The organism is Acinetobacter lwoffii (assembly GCF_052078135.1).
GTDB classification, from domain to species: Bacteria; Pseudomonadota; Gammaproteobacteria; order Pseudomonadales; family Moraxellaceae; genus Acinetobacter; species Acinetobacter lwoffii_Z.
The window spans coordinates 45,078-61,753 of sequence record NZ_JBQGUZ010000020.1 but is presented as its reverse complement, the minus strand read 5'-3'; the positions used below and the strand labels follow the sequence as shown (position 1 = coordinate 61,753).

The window sequence follows — 16,676 nt, the reverse complement described above, 5'->3', positions numbered from 1 at the left end:
CAGAATAACTTTCAACTTTTGCCAGTGTTGATCTGTCAGCATGGTACGAGGCATAGCGAATAGTAAAATTGGGTTTGGCGATTTGATTTTACTACTTCGCTATTTTTTTAAACTAAAAGTGTCAACACACCCTAATACCCGATTCTTTATTTTTGATAGTAAAAGTGATCATCTGGTTTATGAAGATCGGGACTTTAAAGAATATCATTGGGATCAGTCTAAATATAATCGAGTCAGGGAAGGGGATTTCTTTTTATATCGACGACCGCAAAAAGCCTCTGAAATTAAAAATCAATTCTATCTTTATGGTGCAGGCCGTATAGCCAAGATTATTGCAACTAATGCTATTCCTCAAAATCATCAAAAACGCCAAACCAAACCGGTCTTTGCGGAAGTGATTGATGGTATACGTTTTATAGATCCTATTCTGCAGTCCGATTTGGAAGATTTTCAATGGACTTTTAAACCACGCGGAAATACTTGGGCACATTTTTTTCAACAATATGGCATGAATGAGATCACGGCAGATGATTTTTGGCGATTACTTAAATTAGCGGGAAGAGGAGAAAAACAGGACACTTTACTAGATACGCATTTGCGTCAAGAAATCCTTGATTATAGTGTTGAAGATCAATATGCAAGGGTAAAGGTTCGCGGTTCGCCACACCAGAAATTTGCTTTACAAGTTAAACTTAATTATCAATATCAATGTGCGATCTCAGGCATTAAGGCCAAAGCCTTTTTAGTGGCTTCTCATATCGTACCCTGGTCTGAAAATCAGGCACATCGAAAAAATCCGCGTAATGGAATTTGTTTATCTTCTTTATTGAATCAAGCTTTCGATCAGGGATTTATCACGTTGGATGAAGGGCTTAAAGTGTGTATCGCGAATCAAGCCAAGCAAGATGCGAGTTTATACGCCTATTTAAAACTTTATCACGGTAAACGAATCGACGTACCAAAACGTTTTGCCCCTGATCCGGTATTTTTAGCCTGGCATAGAGCACACCGGTTTTTAGAACAACCCAATGATCTTTAAAAGCGAGCGGTATGAGAGAAATGATAGGCACAAAAAAAGCACTCTAAGAGTGCTTTTTTCAATATCTTGCTTCTAAATTATAGAGCAACGATATTTACAGCTGTCGGGCCTTTTTGACCTTGAGCTACGCTGAAAGAAACCTTTTGGCCTTCAACTAAAGTTTTGAAACCTGAACCAGTGATTTCGCTGAAATGAGCAAAAACGTCTGGACCTGATTCTTGTTGAATGAAACCGAAACCTTTAGTTTCGTTGAACCATTTTACTGTACCGTTAACTGTATTAGACATAATATAACCTATTGAATCGTATGAATTTATAGCCAAAATTTCAGATGACTAACTGTAACTTTGAAAAATAAAAAGGATGGAGCTTTTTGATCTGTAATACGAAGGTTTATGACTAAAACTGCGATACTTAAAAGAAGACTAACCAAAACAAGAATTTTTCTAGTTGGGAATATCATACCGCTTATTTTCAGATATACAAGCGTTTTATTTGGCTAATTTATTAGGATGTTGAAAAATATAAAATTAAATTTGTATATTTTCTATCCAGAAAGGTTTTTTAAGTTGAAGAAGGGCATCTACATCAATAAAAAGAGCGCCGAAGCGCCCTTTTCAAGTCAATTTACAGCTTAGTAATCGAAGCTAAAGTGTTCTGGCGCGAGTGCCGTCATGGTTTTAGACGGATTCACCATCGCTTCTGCATGACCTTGGGTACGTGGCAGAATACGTTCAAAGTAGAAATCAGCAGTTTTGATTTTTGCTTTATAGAACTCTGGTACTTCCGCACCATCGCCAGAAGCCAGTTTGGCTGAAGCGACTGCGGCTTGTTGTGCCCAGAAGTACGCCATCATCACATAACCGGAGAACATCAGGAAATCGACTGATGCAGAAGAAACGATGTCGCGGTCCTTACGTGCAGCCAGCATGATACGCACAGTTAGTGCATTCCACTGTGCACAGAGCTTGGTTAAATCCCAGGCAAAGCGGCGCATATATTTATTACGTGCATGCTGACCGCAGAATTTCAGGATTTCAGCAGTGTAATCACGAATAACTTTACCTTTTGATGTCAACAGCACTTTACGGCCAATCAGATCCAGTGCCTGAACACCTGTTGTGCCTTCATACAGGGTAGAGATACGTGAGTCACGTACGATCTGTTCCATGCCCCATTCTTTGATATAGCCATGTCCACCGAAGACTTGCATACCGTGATTTGATGCCTCATAACCCATTTCGGTCAGGAAGCCTTTCAGGATTGGAGTATAGAACCCAAGATGGTCATCATGCTGTTCAAATGCTGCAGTATCGCCACGCAGCAAAGCATCATTCATGTTGTCGGCAATTTTTGCTGCATGATAAATCATGGCACGGCCACCTTCAGCAATGGCTTTTTGCGTCAACAGCATACGGCGTACATCGGCATGATGAATGATCGCATCCGCCACTTTTTCTGGATCTTTTTTGCCAGACAAGGCACGCATTGACATACGTTCTTTAGCATAAGGTAAAGCACCCTGGAACGACAGTTCAGCATGACAAATACCCTGAATCGCAGTACCAATACGCGCCGTGTTCATAAAGGTGAACATAGCGTGCAAGCCTTTATTCGGTTCGCCAATCAGGTAGCCAGTCGCATTGTCAAAATTCAGTACAGCCGTTGCTGAAGCGCGAATCCCCATTTTGTGTTCAATCGAACCGCAGTTCACTGGATTACGCTCGCCGATCCCGCCATCTGCAGCAGCAATAAATTTCGGTACGATAAACAGAGAAATCCCTTTGGTACCTTGCGGCGCATCTGGAAGGCGTGCCAGTACGATATGTACGATATTTTCAGTCAGGTCGTGCTCACCTGCGGAAATAAAGATTTTGGTGCCTGAAATGGCATAGCTGCCATCTTCTTTCGGCTCTGCTTTGGTCTTAACTTGACCCAAGTCAGTACCACATTGCGGCTCAGTCAGACACATGGTGCCCGCCCAAGTTCCTGCAACTAAGTGAGGCAGATACGTGTTTTTCTGCTCATCGGTACCATATTGCATGATAGTGTTGATACAACCCACACTTAAACCCGGATACATCTGGAATGACCAGTTTGCAGTCCCCATCATTTCCGATTTGATCAGGTTTAAAGACATTGGCAGGTTTTGGCCACCAAATTCTTCAGGATAAGACAGACCTTGCCAGCCACCTTGTACGAACTGGTCGTAAGCTTCTTTAAAGCCTTTCGGTGTTTTTACTTCGCCATTTTCAAAATGACAGCCTTCTTCATCACCGCTTTGATTCAACGGCGACAGTACATTTTCACAGAAATCTGCAGCGCCTTCTAAGATCATATCTACCGTGTCGGCATCGGCATATTCACCATTCGACAAATTCTGGTAGTGCGCAGGGTAGTCAAGCACTTCATTCATAAGGAAGCGAATGTCGTGTAAAGGGGCTTTATATGCTGGCATGCGTTTAATCCTGATTGAAATTAGTTTTGGATTATCTGTATCGATTCTTTGATTATTCACATTCGGGATAAAAAAACATTGATGAATTCAGTGAATAAAAATGTCAGAAAAGCGAATCGATTTTTAAGGCTAATGAATGAAATCATCGAATTTCATCATTAGGTGTTTACATTACAGGAAGATTAAAAACTTGTTATATCAATGGAATTTAATGAGTTAAAAGGTGATTTGTCCAGTATATTTTTGTATGAATTGTGCTCGGATTCAGGTCGCAAAATAACTCATTCTAAAATGTCATTAAAACCAATTCATGGTTTTTCAGCTTATAAAAAGTAGTAGGAGGAGAGTAAAGGGTTGCAGTTGCAACCCGAACTGAACTCATTGGAGAGATAGGGGTTTTAAAGAAACTCTTTTAAATCCGGCTTGATACCATTCCAGATGTAAAAAGATTCAATTGCCTGACCGACCAGCATGCCAAAACCTTCAGATGTCGGTACACCGCGTACTTTGGCTTGATCGAGAAAGGAAGAAGGTTTGCCATAGGCCATTTCATAGGCCCGTTTAAACTGTAACGCCTCTGGTAAAACCAAAGCATCACCACTGAGGCTGGCAGAGGTGGCATTAATCACCAAATCAAATTCACCGGCTAAATTGTCTAGTGAAATCGCCTGTAATTCGACTTGAGGTACGGCATCCTGAAGATCAGCGACCAGTTGTTCCGCGCGTGCCAAGGTACGATTGGCGATTACGATTTTTTTCGCACCTGCTTGGGTTAGTGGATAAATCACACCACGCGTGGCACCGCCTGCTCCAATAATCAGAATATTGGTATTTTCCAGTGGCCAGTCTAAGGCACGGATGGCTTCAACCAGTCCCTGACCATCGGTATTGTCGCCATGCAGGATGCCATTTTCCATCCATAGCGTATTCACTGCTTTGGCAATTTTGGCCCGTTCACTCAGCACCTGACATTGGCCAAAAGCCTGCTCTTTGAAGGGGACAGTAACATTCAGGCCGCTACCGCCCTGGCCAAAGAATTCCTGAATGTTGGCTTCAAAGCCATCCAGTGGAGCCAAACGTTTACTATAATTCAGGTCGATCCCAGTTTTGGCTGCAAAGGCGTGGTGCAATTCTGGAGAACGTGATTGTTCAATCGGGTTACCAATCACGGCAAATTTTTTGCTCATTTCACAATGTCCATGTGCGGAAATGGCCATCAATATACGTGAAAAAGCGCAGGGACTAAAGCCTGCGCGATTTTAAATTGCTGCTAAGTTATCAGGGTTTTAGGAGCTGCAAATATCCATAATATGTTCCGCAAACATCAGCGCCATACTGAGAACAACCCCAAGCCCAGTCAGGATACTCACCAGAATAGCAGCGCCATCCAGAATCAGATTATGACTCAAAATTGCGGTACTCATCGCGCTGATGGCGAGAGCAAGAAAAAGCCAAAAGGCCAACACAGGTAGATTTAATTGAAGATTATGCATTGTTATTCTCACTAGACATCAAATGGAATATGATCGATGTAGCGATAGGGTGCCGCGATCAAATCAGGTATTTCTATGCAGCAGTATAGAGGATATATCTATTAAAGCAGCCCTCTATTTGAGGGCCGTTTGTATCATTTCATTGCGTTGGATTTTAATTCTGTTAACCAGTCATGTGGTTTCAGGTAGTAATCTGTTAAGCGTTTTTCCGGTGAGCCCTCATCCCATTCAGGGCGATATGACCATCCGGTAAGCGGGGGCAGGCTGACCAGAATCGATTCAATCCGGCCACCAGTCTGCAAGCCAAACAGGGTGCCGCGGTCATAAACCAGATTGTATTCCACATAACGGCCGCGACGGTATAACTGAAACTCGCGTTGTGCTTCGGTATAAGGCTTATCCTGATTGCGCTGGAAAATCGGCAGAATGGCTTCCAGATATCCATTGCCTACAGCCTGCATATACTGGAAACAGGTTTCAAAATCCCATTGATTCAGGTCGTCAAAAAACAAGCCGCCAACGCCACGCTGTTCATCACGATGTTTCAGATAAAAATAATCATCACACCATTGTTTATGTTCAGGATAAACCTCTTCGCCGAATGGCGCACATAGATCATGCGCCGTTTGATGCCAAGACAGTACATCTTCATCATTCGGATAAAACGGGGTCAGGTCAAAACCGCCACCAAACCACCAAATCGGATCCTGACCTTCTTTTTCAGCCACAAATAAACGCACGTTGGCATGCGAAGTCGGTACATTCGGGTTTTTTGGATGGATGACCAGTGATACCCCCATCGCTTGCGCTTTGGCACCGGCAATATTGGGATGGCGTTCGGTCGCAGAAGCAGGTAGCTTGGAAATGTTGATGTGGGAGAACATTACCCCACCTTTTTCAATCACCGTACCATTTTGCAAAACACGTGAACGGCCACCACCACCTTCTGGACGCTCCCAGTCATCGATGATAAATTCGGCCGTACCGCCGCCAGCACGTTCCTGCTGTTCTAATGCTGCACAAATCCGTGCCTGCAAGTCGAGGAGAAATTCACGAACGTGTTGAATATCCGTAGATGTAGGATGCTGCATCAGAGCCCTCGTAGGGAAATAAAAAACTAACGACATCAAAGCATAAAATCAGTCAAAGATTAAGGTCTAATTTGGTGATGCAATTCATCAGCCCAGACATTACATTCCACTATTCATAAGCAGAATGCATCATTAAATCCGACTAAATGGCTAGGTTGAATTCTTTTTTCAAGCTCAGCACAATAACTCACAAGCGCTCATTGGCTTGAGCATTTCTCGACGGTAATAGGTGGGTCTCATGTCGGTACAGGTCAATTCCCTGATTCAAAAATACAATGTTCCCGGGCCACGCTATACCAGTTATCCCACTGTTCCGTATTGGGAAGAGCAGAATTTCTCGCTGGAACAATGGAAGCAAACGCTAAAAAAGTCTTTTGATGAATCCAATCAAAGCGAAGGCATTAGCTTGTATATCCACCTGCCATTTTGCGAAAGCCTGTGTACCTTCTGCGGGTGTCATAAGCGCGTGACCAAACGCCATGAAGTCGAACAACCTTATATTCAGGCACTGCTGAAAGAATGGGGTCTATATTGCGAGTTATTACAAGAAAAGCCCATCATTAAAGAGATTCATTTTGGTGGAGGAACGCCGACCTTTTTTTCAATGGCACATCTGGCTCAACTAATTCAAGGCATTCTGGCCAAAGCAGACGTAGCGCCTGTACATGAATTCAGTTTCGAAGGTCATCCCAATAATACTACGCGTGAACATTTGCAGGGATTGTATGACCTGGGTTTTCGTCGGGTCAGTTATGGTGTGCAGGATTATAACGAAACCGTGCAAAAGGCGATTCACCGGATTCAGCCTTATGAAAATGTTAAACAGGTGACCGAATGGGCGCGAGAAATTGGCTATGAATCGATTTCCCATGATCTGGTCTTTGGTCTGCCATTTCAGAGTCTGGATGATGTCTTAAATACTATTGAGCAAACCAATTCGCTCTTGCCGGACCGTCTGGCTTTATATAGCTATGCACATGTCCCCTGGATTAAAGGTAATGGTCAGCGCGGTTTTAAAGATGCCGATGTGCCCAAAGATGCGATCAAACGGGAATGCTATGAAGCGGGTAAAAAGAAACTTCTGGCACATGGCTATCATGAAATTGGTATGGATCATTTTGCCTTAGAAAAAGATGCGATGTACCAGTCCTTTCAAGCGGGAACATTGCACCGCAACTTTATGGGATATACCGCCTCTAAAACCCAGGTGATGATTGGGCTAGGCATTTCTTCAATCAGTGATAGCTGGTACAGCTTTGCGCAGAATGTGAAAACCATTGAAGAATATTATGAATGCCTGGCGCGCAATGAAATTCCGGTATTTAAAGGACATGTCTTAAATCAGGAAGATTTGATCATCCGGCAACATATTCTAAATTTGATGTGCAGCTTTAGCACCTCATGGGAAAATTCCGAGATGCTTTTCCCTGAAATTGATGAGGTTTTGGAACAGCTTGAGGAAATGGCACAGGATGGTTTGATTCAATTTTCAGACTCGTCAGTCACGATTCTGGAGAAAGGGAAACCATTTGTACGCAATATCTGTATGGCTTTTGATTTACGTTTAAAGCGACGGATGCCAGAAAGTCGGATTTTCTCCATGACGATTTAGAATCTCTTCCTAAGCTATAAAAATCCCTCCAAACCTTTCTTTAAAAAGGGAGGCTTACTTTCCCCTCTTTTTTAAAGAGGGGCTAGGGGAGATTCTTTAAAAATCATCTTTTTTATAAAGATGTGCCATGCGTTCGTGCTTGGTCTTGAGATATTGTTCATTAAAAGGGTTTAAACCCACAGTCAAAGGCACACGATCGATCACGTTAATTCCCTGGGCTTTTAAAGCCTCAATTTTAGAAGGGTTATTGGTCACCAGGCGTACTGCTTTCACCTGTAAATGATCCAGCATGATGCTGCACATATCATACTGGCGTGCATCTGCGGGCAGGTTCAGCATTAAATTGGCATCTACGGTGTCATGTCCCTGATCTTGCAGAGCATAAGCGCGAATTTTATTGGTCAGGCCAATGCCACGACCTTCCTGACGCAAATACAGAATGACTCCGCGGCCCAATTCATTGATCAGTTTTAAAGTCGCTTGCAATTGCGGGCCACAGTCGCATTTGAGCGAAGCAAAGGCATCACCGGTTAAACATTCAGAATGCACACGCACCACTACAGGCTCATCTGATATTTCTTCAAGTCCTTTGGAAAGTGCGACATGTTCTTCGCCAGTCTCAGGGTCTTGAAATACAGTAATTTTAAATTCACCGTGAGCGGTAGGTAATCTTGACGTTGCGACAAATTCGATTGGCACAGCTGAACCCGTTAAATCCTGAAATTGGCTAAAGTATAGCGTAATGATTGAACATTGGTAGAATTGCAAAGTCGAAATTCTGCAATAGATTTTCTTTTTTGTAGAAAGCGAACGATAATAGTTGATAAATAGTAAGATTATTCAGGATAATCGTAGGCTGCAATTTTTTCACCCCGACGAGATCATTGTTTAATATTGCATCGCTAGAAGCGTAGCTGAATTGAAGCTGCTACAATTCAGCTATATGATCGGGTACTCCCCATTGACCTAGCTTTAGATTTGCCAGGCTTTAGAAGGCTTTGCCATAATATGCTGTATACAGAAATCCCAACTCAACGCCCTGTAACACCGTTGCTTGATGCGATCAATCATCCTGAGCAACTGCGTGCACTCGAGCAAAGCCAGCTAGAACAAGTGGCGGATGAGTTACGTCAATTCATTTTGTATGCTGCCGGGCAAAGTGGCGGACATTTTGGTGCCAATCTCGGTGTGATTGAACTCACCGTGGCTTTACATTATTGCTTTAATACACCGCATGACCGCCTGATCTGGGATGTAGGTCATCAGGCCTATCCGCATAAAGTGTTGACTGGTCGTCGTGAACAGCTCACCACGATTCGTGCCAAAGATGGTCTGGCTGCGTTTCCGGCTCGTGAAGAATCTGAATTTGATACCTTTGGGGTAGGGCATTCTTCGACGGCGATTTCTGCTGGCCTAGGTATGGCGCTGGCACGTCGTTATCAGAACAAGCCGTGTGAAGTGGTATCGATTATTGGCGATGGCGCCATGACGGCAGGTATGGCTTTTGAAGCTTTGAATGATGCCGTGGCACACAGTGCTGATCTGATGGTGGTGCTGAACGACAATGATATGTCGATTTCTTGCAGTACCGGTGGTTTTGCCAAACATCTGGCTGCCATTTGGGAGCGCGGTGAGTTCGTTAATGTTACCGAGCAGGGTGAGGCATATGTACAGCCACATCCAGAATGGTTGTATAACTCGCGTTTGCACAGTGCAGCGACCGATGCTGCAGATAACTTATTCCAAGCCATCGGCTTTGACTATTTTGGCCCGTACGATGGTCATGATGTCAAACAGCTGGTGCATGTCTTTAATGCGCTGAAAAAGCGTAAAGGCCCACGCCTGATTCATGTCTATACTAAAAAAGGCAAAGGCTTTGCTCCGGCAGAATCCGATCAAATCAAATATCACGCGATTAGCAAAATCAACGCCGTTGCCGCCAGCAATACTGCACCGAAATATTCGGATGTATTTGGACAATGGCTTTGCGATGAAGCGGCACAAGATGCCCGTTTGCTCGCAATCACACCTGCGATGTGCGAAGGCTCAGGCATGGTCAAATTTGCCAAAGAATATCCAGAACGTTTCTTTGATGTCGCGATTGCCGAACAACATGCGGTTACCTTGGCTGCCGGTATGGCTTGTGAAGGCTTGAAGCCGGTGGTTGCAATTTACTCGACTTTCCTGCAACGCGGTTATGATCAACTGGTACATGACGTGGCTTTGCAGAATCTGGATGTTACTTTCGGTATTGATCGTGCCGGTCTGGTTGGTGAAGATGGCCCGACGCATGCCGGTGCTTATGACTATGCCTATATGCGTACTATCCCGAATATCGTGATCATGGCGCCGAAAGACGAAAATGAATGTCGTCAAATGTTGCATACTGCGTATTTATATCCAGGACCGGCAGCGGTACGTTATCCGCGTGGCAATGGACTGGGCGTCGAGATTCAGCAAAAGATGGTTGAGATTCCGATCGGTCAGGCGGAAATTGTGGCCAGTTTTAATGGGCAATATGACGAATATATTTCTGTGCTGGCCTTTGGTAGCCGGGTACAGGCTGCAGTCGACGCTGCTGAAGCATTTGCCGTGAAACATGAGATTGGCGTGCGTGTGGTTAACATGCGTTTTGTCAAACCACTGGATACTCAAATGCTCGATGATCTCGCTTTAAGCACCAGTCTGTTTGTCACGGTGGAAGAACATGCAGTGATGGGCGGTGCGGGTAGTGCCGTGAATGAATATCTGGCAGAAGCGCAGATTGTCAAACCGATACTGAATTTGGGTCTGGATGATACATTTATGGCACAAGCGACTCATGCACAGATGTTACAGCAGGCGGGGCTGGATGCGCAAGGTATTGAAAAATCAATCAATCAGGCTTGGTCCAACCTAGGGCAAAGCGTCTTGTCATAATATCTTAAAAATTTTAGACACATTTTTCCCAAAAAAGCCCTGATATTTGCTAAGATATCGGGGCTTTTATGCATTATTCTTTATCAGTGTCTTCAAATTTGTAGTGGGTGTTCAATGGAACCTATGGTGGTGATGGCTGCGCGTGCGGCTCAGTTAGTTGGTCAAGAGCTTTTAAAAGCGCATCAGAATCGTCATAAACTCGATCTACAAGTCGAAGAAAAAGGAATTGATGGTCCGGTAACGCGTGTAGATCGTTATTTGGAACAGTTGACCATCGATACCCTACGTAAAAGCTATAAAAATCACAGTTTCCTTGGTGAAGAGTTTGGCTATCAGGAAGGTAAAGGTCATGACGCCGATTGGTGTTGGGTGATCGATCCGCTAGATGGTACTTTAAACTTCATTAACGGTTTCCCGCATTTCTGTATCTCTATCGCAGTTCAGCACAAAGGCATTACTCAACACGGGGTGATTTATGACCCGGTGAAAGATGAGCTATTCTCTGCCAGTCGTGGTCGTGGTGCCATGATGAACCAGCGCCGTATTCGTGTGAATGTTAAAGACAGCCTGGAAAATACCTTTATGGCTGTTGGTCACGCTTATCGTGCCAAGCGTAATGGCGAAGTTGTGTCTTATGCCAAGAACCATTTTCAAACCCTGTTAAACGTAACTGAAGCTGGCGCGCAATATCGTCGTTCAGGTTCTGCAGCATTGGATTTAGCCTATGTTGCTGCAGGTCGTTTCGATGGTTATTTCGAACTTGGTTTAAAGCCTTGGGATATCGCAGCTGGCGAATTGATCGTGAAAGAAGCAGGCGGTACTGTAGTTGATGCACGTGGTGGTAGCGACTCTATGGAAAATGGTCAAGTTTTGGCTTGTTCAATGAAAATGCTTAAGCCTTTAATGCAAGCAGTTGTTCCTGCTTGGGGCGAAGCAGCAAAATAATCGGGTTTAGATGAATCAGATCTAATATTGAGAAAAGGCGTCCTTCGGGATGCCTTTTTTATGCATGGAAATTTAAGTTGCGAGAGACTGATGCAAGATTGTTTGTCTATGCTTGAATACTGGAAATATCAGGTGAATTGGCGAAAAGTGACTTTTTATACCGCCTGTTACATTTTTTATTATATTTTAAGTATCAGAAATATATAGATAAATTAAGAATAAGGGAAATTAGTTTTAAAACTTAATGACATTGTGGAATATTCTGCTATAATTCCGCCACGCACTTAATTTCTGTTCTTTACCTGAACACTATCTTCTAATCATTGTATGCGCGTGCTGTCCATAGAGAGGACATATCCTTCGCGCCCCAATCGCTTAAGCGATTCCTTCAGGTTTGCGGCCGTAATCATGCGTGCGTTATATCCACATCGTCGTTACTCGGATCGCTGCTGAATCCTAATATTTTCAGCATTATTTGCTGTGCCGCTTTTTGCCGATGTCCATAATTGTTATTTATTAAATGGAGCACCCACTTCAGGGTGAATACTCTCTATGAGCAAAACTTTTGCTGATTTTTCCCTCGACGAATCTCTAACCCAGGCTCTCGACGCTTTAGGCTTTACTACTCCTACTCCTGTACAAGAACAAGCGATTCCAGCTGCGCTTGAAGGCAAAGACCTTCTTGTGTCAAGCCAAACAGGTTCTGGTAAAACTGCTGCATTCTTACTGCCTACGTTAAATGCGTTGGCAAACCAAGATACATTAGTACCGTTTAAAGACCGTATGAAAGCGGTTACTCAACCGAATATTTTGGTGATTTCACCGACTCGTGAATTGGCACAACAGGTATGTCAAGACGCAATCGCATTTGTACGTCACATGAAAGGTGTTCGTATTGCGGCAATCATGGGCGGTATGCCTTTCGGTAAGCAAATTCAACAGTTAAAAGGCGCGCAAGTTGTTGTTGCAACTCCAGGTCGTCTACTTGACTTGGTGAATCGTCGTCAAATCAAATTGGATAAAGTTGACGCGTTAATCGTCGATGAAGCTGACCGTATGCTTGACCTGGGTTTCTCTGAAGACTTAGAAGCAATTGGTGAGTTGGCTGCAAACCGCAAACAGACTCTTATGTTCTCTGCGACTTTTGCACCACGTATCATTACACTTGCAGAACGCATGATGAATGACCCAATGCGTATTTCGATCGAAACTGGTCACTCTACAAATACTGATATTACTCAGACTTTGCATTGGACTGACGGTTTCGAGCACAAGAAAAAACTTCTTACTCATTGGTTGAACGAAGAAGACGTTGATCAAGCAGTTGTATTTGCGTCAACTCAAGAAGATACAGATATGTTGGCTGAAGAACTTGCTGAAGCAGGTCTATCAGTTGTAGCGCTTCACGGTGCTATGCCACAAACTGTTCGTAACCGTCGTTTACGTAGCATTCGTGAAGGTCGTGCGAAGATTCTGGTTGCAACTGACGTTGCAGCGCGTGGTCTTGACGTACCAACAATTTCACACGTAATCAACTTCGGTCTTCCAATGAAGAACGAAGACTATGTACACCGTATCGGTCGTACAGGTCGTGCGGGTCGTACTGGTAAAGCAATTACTTTGGCGACTTACCGTGAACGCGGTAAAATCCGTGCTTTGGAAGACTTCCTTGATGCGCGTCTAAACGTATCTGAAATTGAAGGTCTTGAGCCATCTCCACCTCCTGCACGTGGTAGCCGTGATGGCGCTGGTCGCGGTCGTGGCCGTGATGGCGGTCGTCGTGATGGCGGTCGTGGTGGTTTCGGTGGCGGTCGTCGTTTTGAAGGCGAAAGCAACTTCAAACGTCGTGAAGGCGGTGATGATCGTCCACGTCGTAGCTTCGATGACAAACCTCGTGGCGAACGTCCAGCATTTGGCGAAGATCGTCCACGTCGTGACTTTGGTGATCGTCCAGCTCCACGTCGTGAAGGCGGTTTCGGTGATCGTCCACAACGTTCGTTTGATGACCGTCCAAAGCGTGATTTCGGTGATCGTCCAGCTCCACGTCGTGAAGGCGGTTTCGGTGATCGTCCACAACGTTCGTTTGATGACCGTCCAAAGCGTGACTTCGGTGATCGTCCAGCTCCACGTCGTGAAGGTGGTTTTGGTGACCGTCCTCGCTCTAATGATGACAACCGTGGCAACCGTGTAGATTACAAACCAGCTCGTGAAGGCGGTTATGGTGATCGTCCAAAACGTGATTTTGGTGATCGTCCAGCTCCACGTCGTGAAGGTGGTTTCGGTGATCGTCCAGCGCGTTCATTCGGTGATGACCGTCCAAAGCGTGATTTCGGTGATCGTCCAGTACGTCGCAACTTTGATGACAAGCCACGTGGTGAACGTTCGTTCGGTGGTGAAGATCGTCCACGTCGTAAATTTAACGACTAATTCAGTCGCTAGATGAAGATAAAAAACCGGTAGAAATACCGGTTTTTTTTATGCATTGAGTTTTTTGCTTTTTAACGTAAAATGTCTACTAAATCATGTTTTGTCAGGGTTATGATAATTATTAATATGAAAAGCTTAACTCTTCGATCTCAATTGATAGAGGTGTATATGCCATATATCGCATTGACTTTGATTTTATGTAATATTATCTATTATTTATACAGTCTTTTTAATTAATCAATGTACCTAGCTCAAGCTTAAGTGCATATTTTTATTACAAAAAATACGAAATAATCCATTGTTGTCAGTTTTTATGATATTAAACCACCTTTTTCAACTGCTAACATTTTGAACTTCGTTCCTTTATAGTATGCATGCTGAAAAAATGCAGGAATAAACTCAGCTATGAAAAATCAAACAGCGCGAGATACTCAGTCTTTGATTGAAGTCAAGAATTTGAGCTTCAAACGAGGCGAGCGCGTGATTTATGACGACGTGAGTTTAAATATTCGTCGTGGGCAGATTACAGCCATTATGGGACCATCCGGAACTGGTAAAACCACCTTATTAAGATTGATCGGTGGGCAGCTGACGCCTGAGCATGGTCAGGTCTTATTGGATGGCAAAGATATTGCCTCGATGTCACGTTCCGAACTTTTTTCAGCACGTGCACGGATGGGTATGCTGTTTCAGAGCGGTGCTTTGTTTACCGATATGAGCGTGTATGAAAATGTCGCATTTCCGATTCGGGCACATACCAAATTGCCGGAACATCTGATTAAGGAAATCGTGGCACTGAAACTGGAATCAGTCGGTTTACGTGGTGCAGAACAGATGATGCCGTCCGAACTGTCTGGCGGTATGAACCGACGCGTGGCTTTGGCCCGTGCGATTGCGTTGGATCCTGAGCTGATCATGTACGATGAACCGTTTGCCGGACAGGATCCGATTGTGATGGGCGTTTTGACTCGTCTGATCCGTTCATTACGTGAAGCACTGGACTTGACCACGATTATTGTTTCACATGATGTTGCAGAAACTTTATCGATTGCAGACTACATCTATGTGGTGGCAGAAGGCAAAATTCAGGGCGAGGGCACACCGGTAGAACTAAAAGCACATCCATCTGCTTTTGTACAGCAATTCCTGACCGGTTCGGTAGAAGGTCCGGTGGATTATCAGTTTAGTCATCAAGCTTATTTAAGTGATGAGGTTCGTTCATGAATGCAATTGCCGCATTAGGTAGACGCGTTATTGAACGTGTACAGGGGATTGGGGTCGCGACCCTGATGCTGTTGCAGATTTTATTTTCCATGCCGACCTGGCTTGGCGTAAAGCTGTTTATTTATCAGATGTATCGGGTTGGGGTATTGTCCCTGCTGATTATTGTGGTTTCTGGCCTGTTTATTGGTGCCGTGCTTGGTTTGCAGATGTTTAGCATCTTGTCGACCTTTGGTAGTGAGTCGATGCTAGGAACAGCGGTCGCGTTGACCTTGCTGCGTGAACTGGCACCTGTGGTCGCTGCTTTGCTATTTGCAGGACGTGCCGGTTCAGCCTTGACTGCGGAAATTGGCTTGATGAAAGCTACTGAACAATTGTCCAGTATGGAAATGATCGGTGTCGATCCATTGAAGCGGGTAATTTCGCCGCGTCTTTGGGCAGGGATTTTTAGCTTGCCAATGCTTTCCGTCATCTTTGCCGCAGTCGGTATTATGGGAGGTAAAATGGTCGGTGTCGATTTTCTGGGTGCCGATGAGGGTGCGTATTGGAGCGGCATGGAAAGCAGTGTGCAATTTTATAAAGATGTCTTGAATGGCACTATTATTAAAAGTTTTGTATTCGCATTAATTTGTACCTGGATTGCGGTATATCAAGGCTATGCCTGTGTACCAACATCGGAAGGTATTGCAACTTCTACAACCCGTACAGTCGTATATTCTTCACTGTGCGTTTTAGGCTTTGATTTTGTGTTGACTGCGGTCATGTTCGGAGGTGTTTAATGAAATCACGTACTAGTGAGCTGGCCGTTGGTGTTTTTGTTATTTTGTTCGGGATTGCCCTGTTCTTTTTGGCGATGCGTGTCAGTGGACTGGTGGGAAGCAATATTTCCGACAGCTATAAAATGACGGCAACGTTTGAAAATGTAAATGGCATCAAGCCACGTGCCAAAGTCGCTTTAAGTGGCGTGAAAGTAGGACAGGTCGATGACATTACCTTAGATCCTGTAACGCGTCTGGCAACCGTGCATATGACCCTGGATGGCTCATTGACCTCATTTGATGCTGAACAGTTAAAGCAGGTTCAGCAGGAAGCACTGGAAGAGTTACGTTATAGTTCGGACTATACTGCGGCTGCACCTGCGCAACAAAAAGACATGGAAAAACAACTGTTAGCTAACATGAAATCCATCACCAATATTGATGAGGATGCTTATATTATGGTAGCGACCAATGGGTTATTGGGTGAAAAATACCTGAAAATTATTCCAGGTGGTGGTCTGAACTATTTGAAACGTGGTGATCAGATTGCCAATACCCAAGGCACCATGGAAATTGAAGATTTAGTGACGAAGTTCATTACTGGCGGTGCCAGTAAATCGTCGGATAGTCAAGAAACTGCTCCAGAACAGGCGACAGTTTCAGAATCGACTGATGCAGAACCTGCATTTGTTGAATAATAGATTGAGGAGATT

The 16,676-nt window shown here is 44.2% G+C and carries 14 protein-coding genes; 8 read left to right on the top strand and 6 right to left on the bottom strand.

The genetic code is table 11. The features are described 5' to 3' along the window. The first annotated feature begins 40 nt into the window (after window positions 1-40). On the top strand, window positions 41-1,039 hold the full coding sequence (locus ACTL4S_RS12850; RefSeq protein WP_441299461.1) for an HNH endonuclease: 999 nt from the start codon (window positions 41-43) through the stop codon (window positions 1,037-1,039). A 77-nt stretch (window positions 1,040-1,116) separates the two neighbouring features. Here the strand turns inward: ACTL4S_RS12850 and ACTL4S_RS12845 are convergent, their stop codons facing one another. From ACTL4S_RS12845 to hemF, 5 genes are all read right to left on the bottom strand, one after another. Next, window positions 1,117-1,326 carry a cold-shock protein gene (locus tag ACTL4S_RS12845; protein WP_004281542.1) on the bottom strand — a complete coding sequence of 70 codons (210 nt, stop codon included), beginning with the start codon at window positions 1,324-1,326 and terminating at the stop codon, window positions 1,117-1,119. A gap of 347 nt (window positions 1,327-1,673) precedes the next feature. After that, window positions 1,674-3,497 carry an acyl-CoA dehydrogenase C-terminal domain-containing protein gene (locus ACTL4S_RS12840; protein ID WP_004281541.1) on the bottom strand — a complete coding sequence of 608 codons (1,824 nt, stop codon included), beginning with the start codon at window positions 3,495-3,497 and terminating at the stop codon, window positions 1,674-1,676. A 398-nt stretch (window positions 3,498-3,895) separates the two neighbouring features. Further along, window positions 3,896-4,684 carry a shikimate dehydrogenase gene (gene aroE / locus ACTL4S_RS12835; protein ID WP_313390493.1) on the bottom strand — a complete coding sequence of 263 codons (789 nt, stop codon included), beginning with the start codon at window positions 4,682-4,684 and terminating at the stop codon, window positions 3,896-3,898. 99 nt (window positions 4,685-4,783) lie between these two features. Then, a complete protein-coding gene (locus ACTL4S_RS12830) occupies window positions 4,784-4,990 on the bottom strand; it encodes a hypothetical protein (protein ID WP_004732323.1) in 207 nt (68 codons plus the stop codon). A 134-nt stretch (window positions 4,991-5,124) separates the two neighbouring features. Then, window positions 5,125-6,081, bottom strand: coding sequence for an oxygen-dependent coproporphyrinogen oxidase (gene hemF, locus ACTL4S_RS12825; RefSeq protein WP_441299460.1), 957 nt, complete (start codon window positions 6,079-6,081; stop codon window positions 5,125-5,127). Window positions 6,082-6,319: 238 nt separating this feature from the next. Here hemF and hemN point away from each other — a divergent pair, with 238 nt between their 5' ends. Further along, on the top strand, window positions 6,320-7,693 hold the full coding sequence (gene hemN, locus ACTL4S_RS12820) for an oxygen-independent coproporphyrinogen III oxidase (protein WP_441299459.1): 1,374 nt from the start codon (window positions 6,320-6,322) through the stop codon (window positions 7,691-7,693). A gap of 96 nt (window positions 7,694-7,789) precedes the next feature. Here the strand turns inward: hemN and ribA are convergent, their stop codons facing one another. Continuing rightward, window positions 7,790-8,392 (bottom strand): GTP cyclohydrolase II, encoded by a 603-nt coding sequence (gene ribA, locus ACTL4S_RS12815; RefSeq protein ID WP_004281536.1) that lies wholly within the window; start codon window positions 8,390-8,392, stop codon window positions 7,790-7,792. 309 nt (window positions 8,393-8,701) lie between these two features. Between ribA and dxs the strand changes: the two genes are divergently transcribed. The 6 genes from dxs (at window position 8,702) to mlaD (ending at window position 16,661) form a co-directional block, all read left to right on the top strand. Next, complete coding sequence (gene dxs, locus ACTL4S_RS12810) at window positions 8,702-10,612, top strand: 1-deoxy-D-xylulose-5-phosphate synthase (protein ID WP_420937454.1); 1,911 nt, start codon at window positions 8,702-8,704, stop codon at window positions 10,610-10,612. 114 nt (window positions 10,613-10,726) lie between these two features. Next, on the top strand, window positions 10,727-11,557 hold the full coding sequence (locus tag ACTL4S_RS12805; RefSeq protein WP_004281534.1) for an inositol monophosphatase family protein: 831 nt from the start codon (window positions 10,727-10,729) through the stop codon (window positions 11,555-11,557). 552 nt (window positions 11,558-12,109) lie between these two features. Continuing rightward, complete coding sequence (locus ACTL4S_RS12800) at window positions 12,110-13,984, top strand: DEAD/DEAH box helicase (protein ID WP_004281533.1); 1,875 nt, start codon at window positions 12,110-12,112, stop codon at window positions 13,982-13,984. A gap of 405 nt (window positions 13,985-14,389) precedes the next feature. Next, entirely contained in the window at window positions 14,390-15,208 is an 819-nt protein-coding gene (locus tag ACTL4S_RS12795; protein WP_441299458.1) for an ABC transporter ATP-binding protein, read from the top strand. Further along, a complete protein-coding gene (gene mlaE, locus ACTL4S_RS12790; RefSeq protein ID WP_004281531.1) occupies window positions 15,205-15,984 on the top strand; it encodes a lipid asymmetry maintenance ABC transporter permease subunit MlaE in 780 nt (259 codons plus the stop codon). Before ACTL4S_RS12795 ends, mlaE begins: the two co-directional genes overlap by 4 nt. Beyond that, window positions 15,984-16,661 (top strand): outer membrane lipid asymmetry maintenance protein MlaD, encoded by a 678-nt coding sequence (mlaD, locus tag ACTL4S_RS12785; protein WP_441299457.1) that lies wholly within the window; start codon window positions 15,984-15,986, stop codon window positions 16,659-16,661. Before mlaE ends, mlaD begins: the two co-directional genes overlap by 1 nt. The last annotated feature ends 15 nt before the right edge of the window (window positions 16,662-16,676 follow it).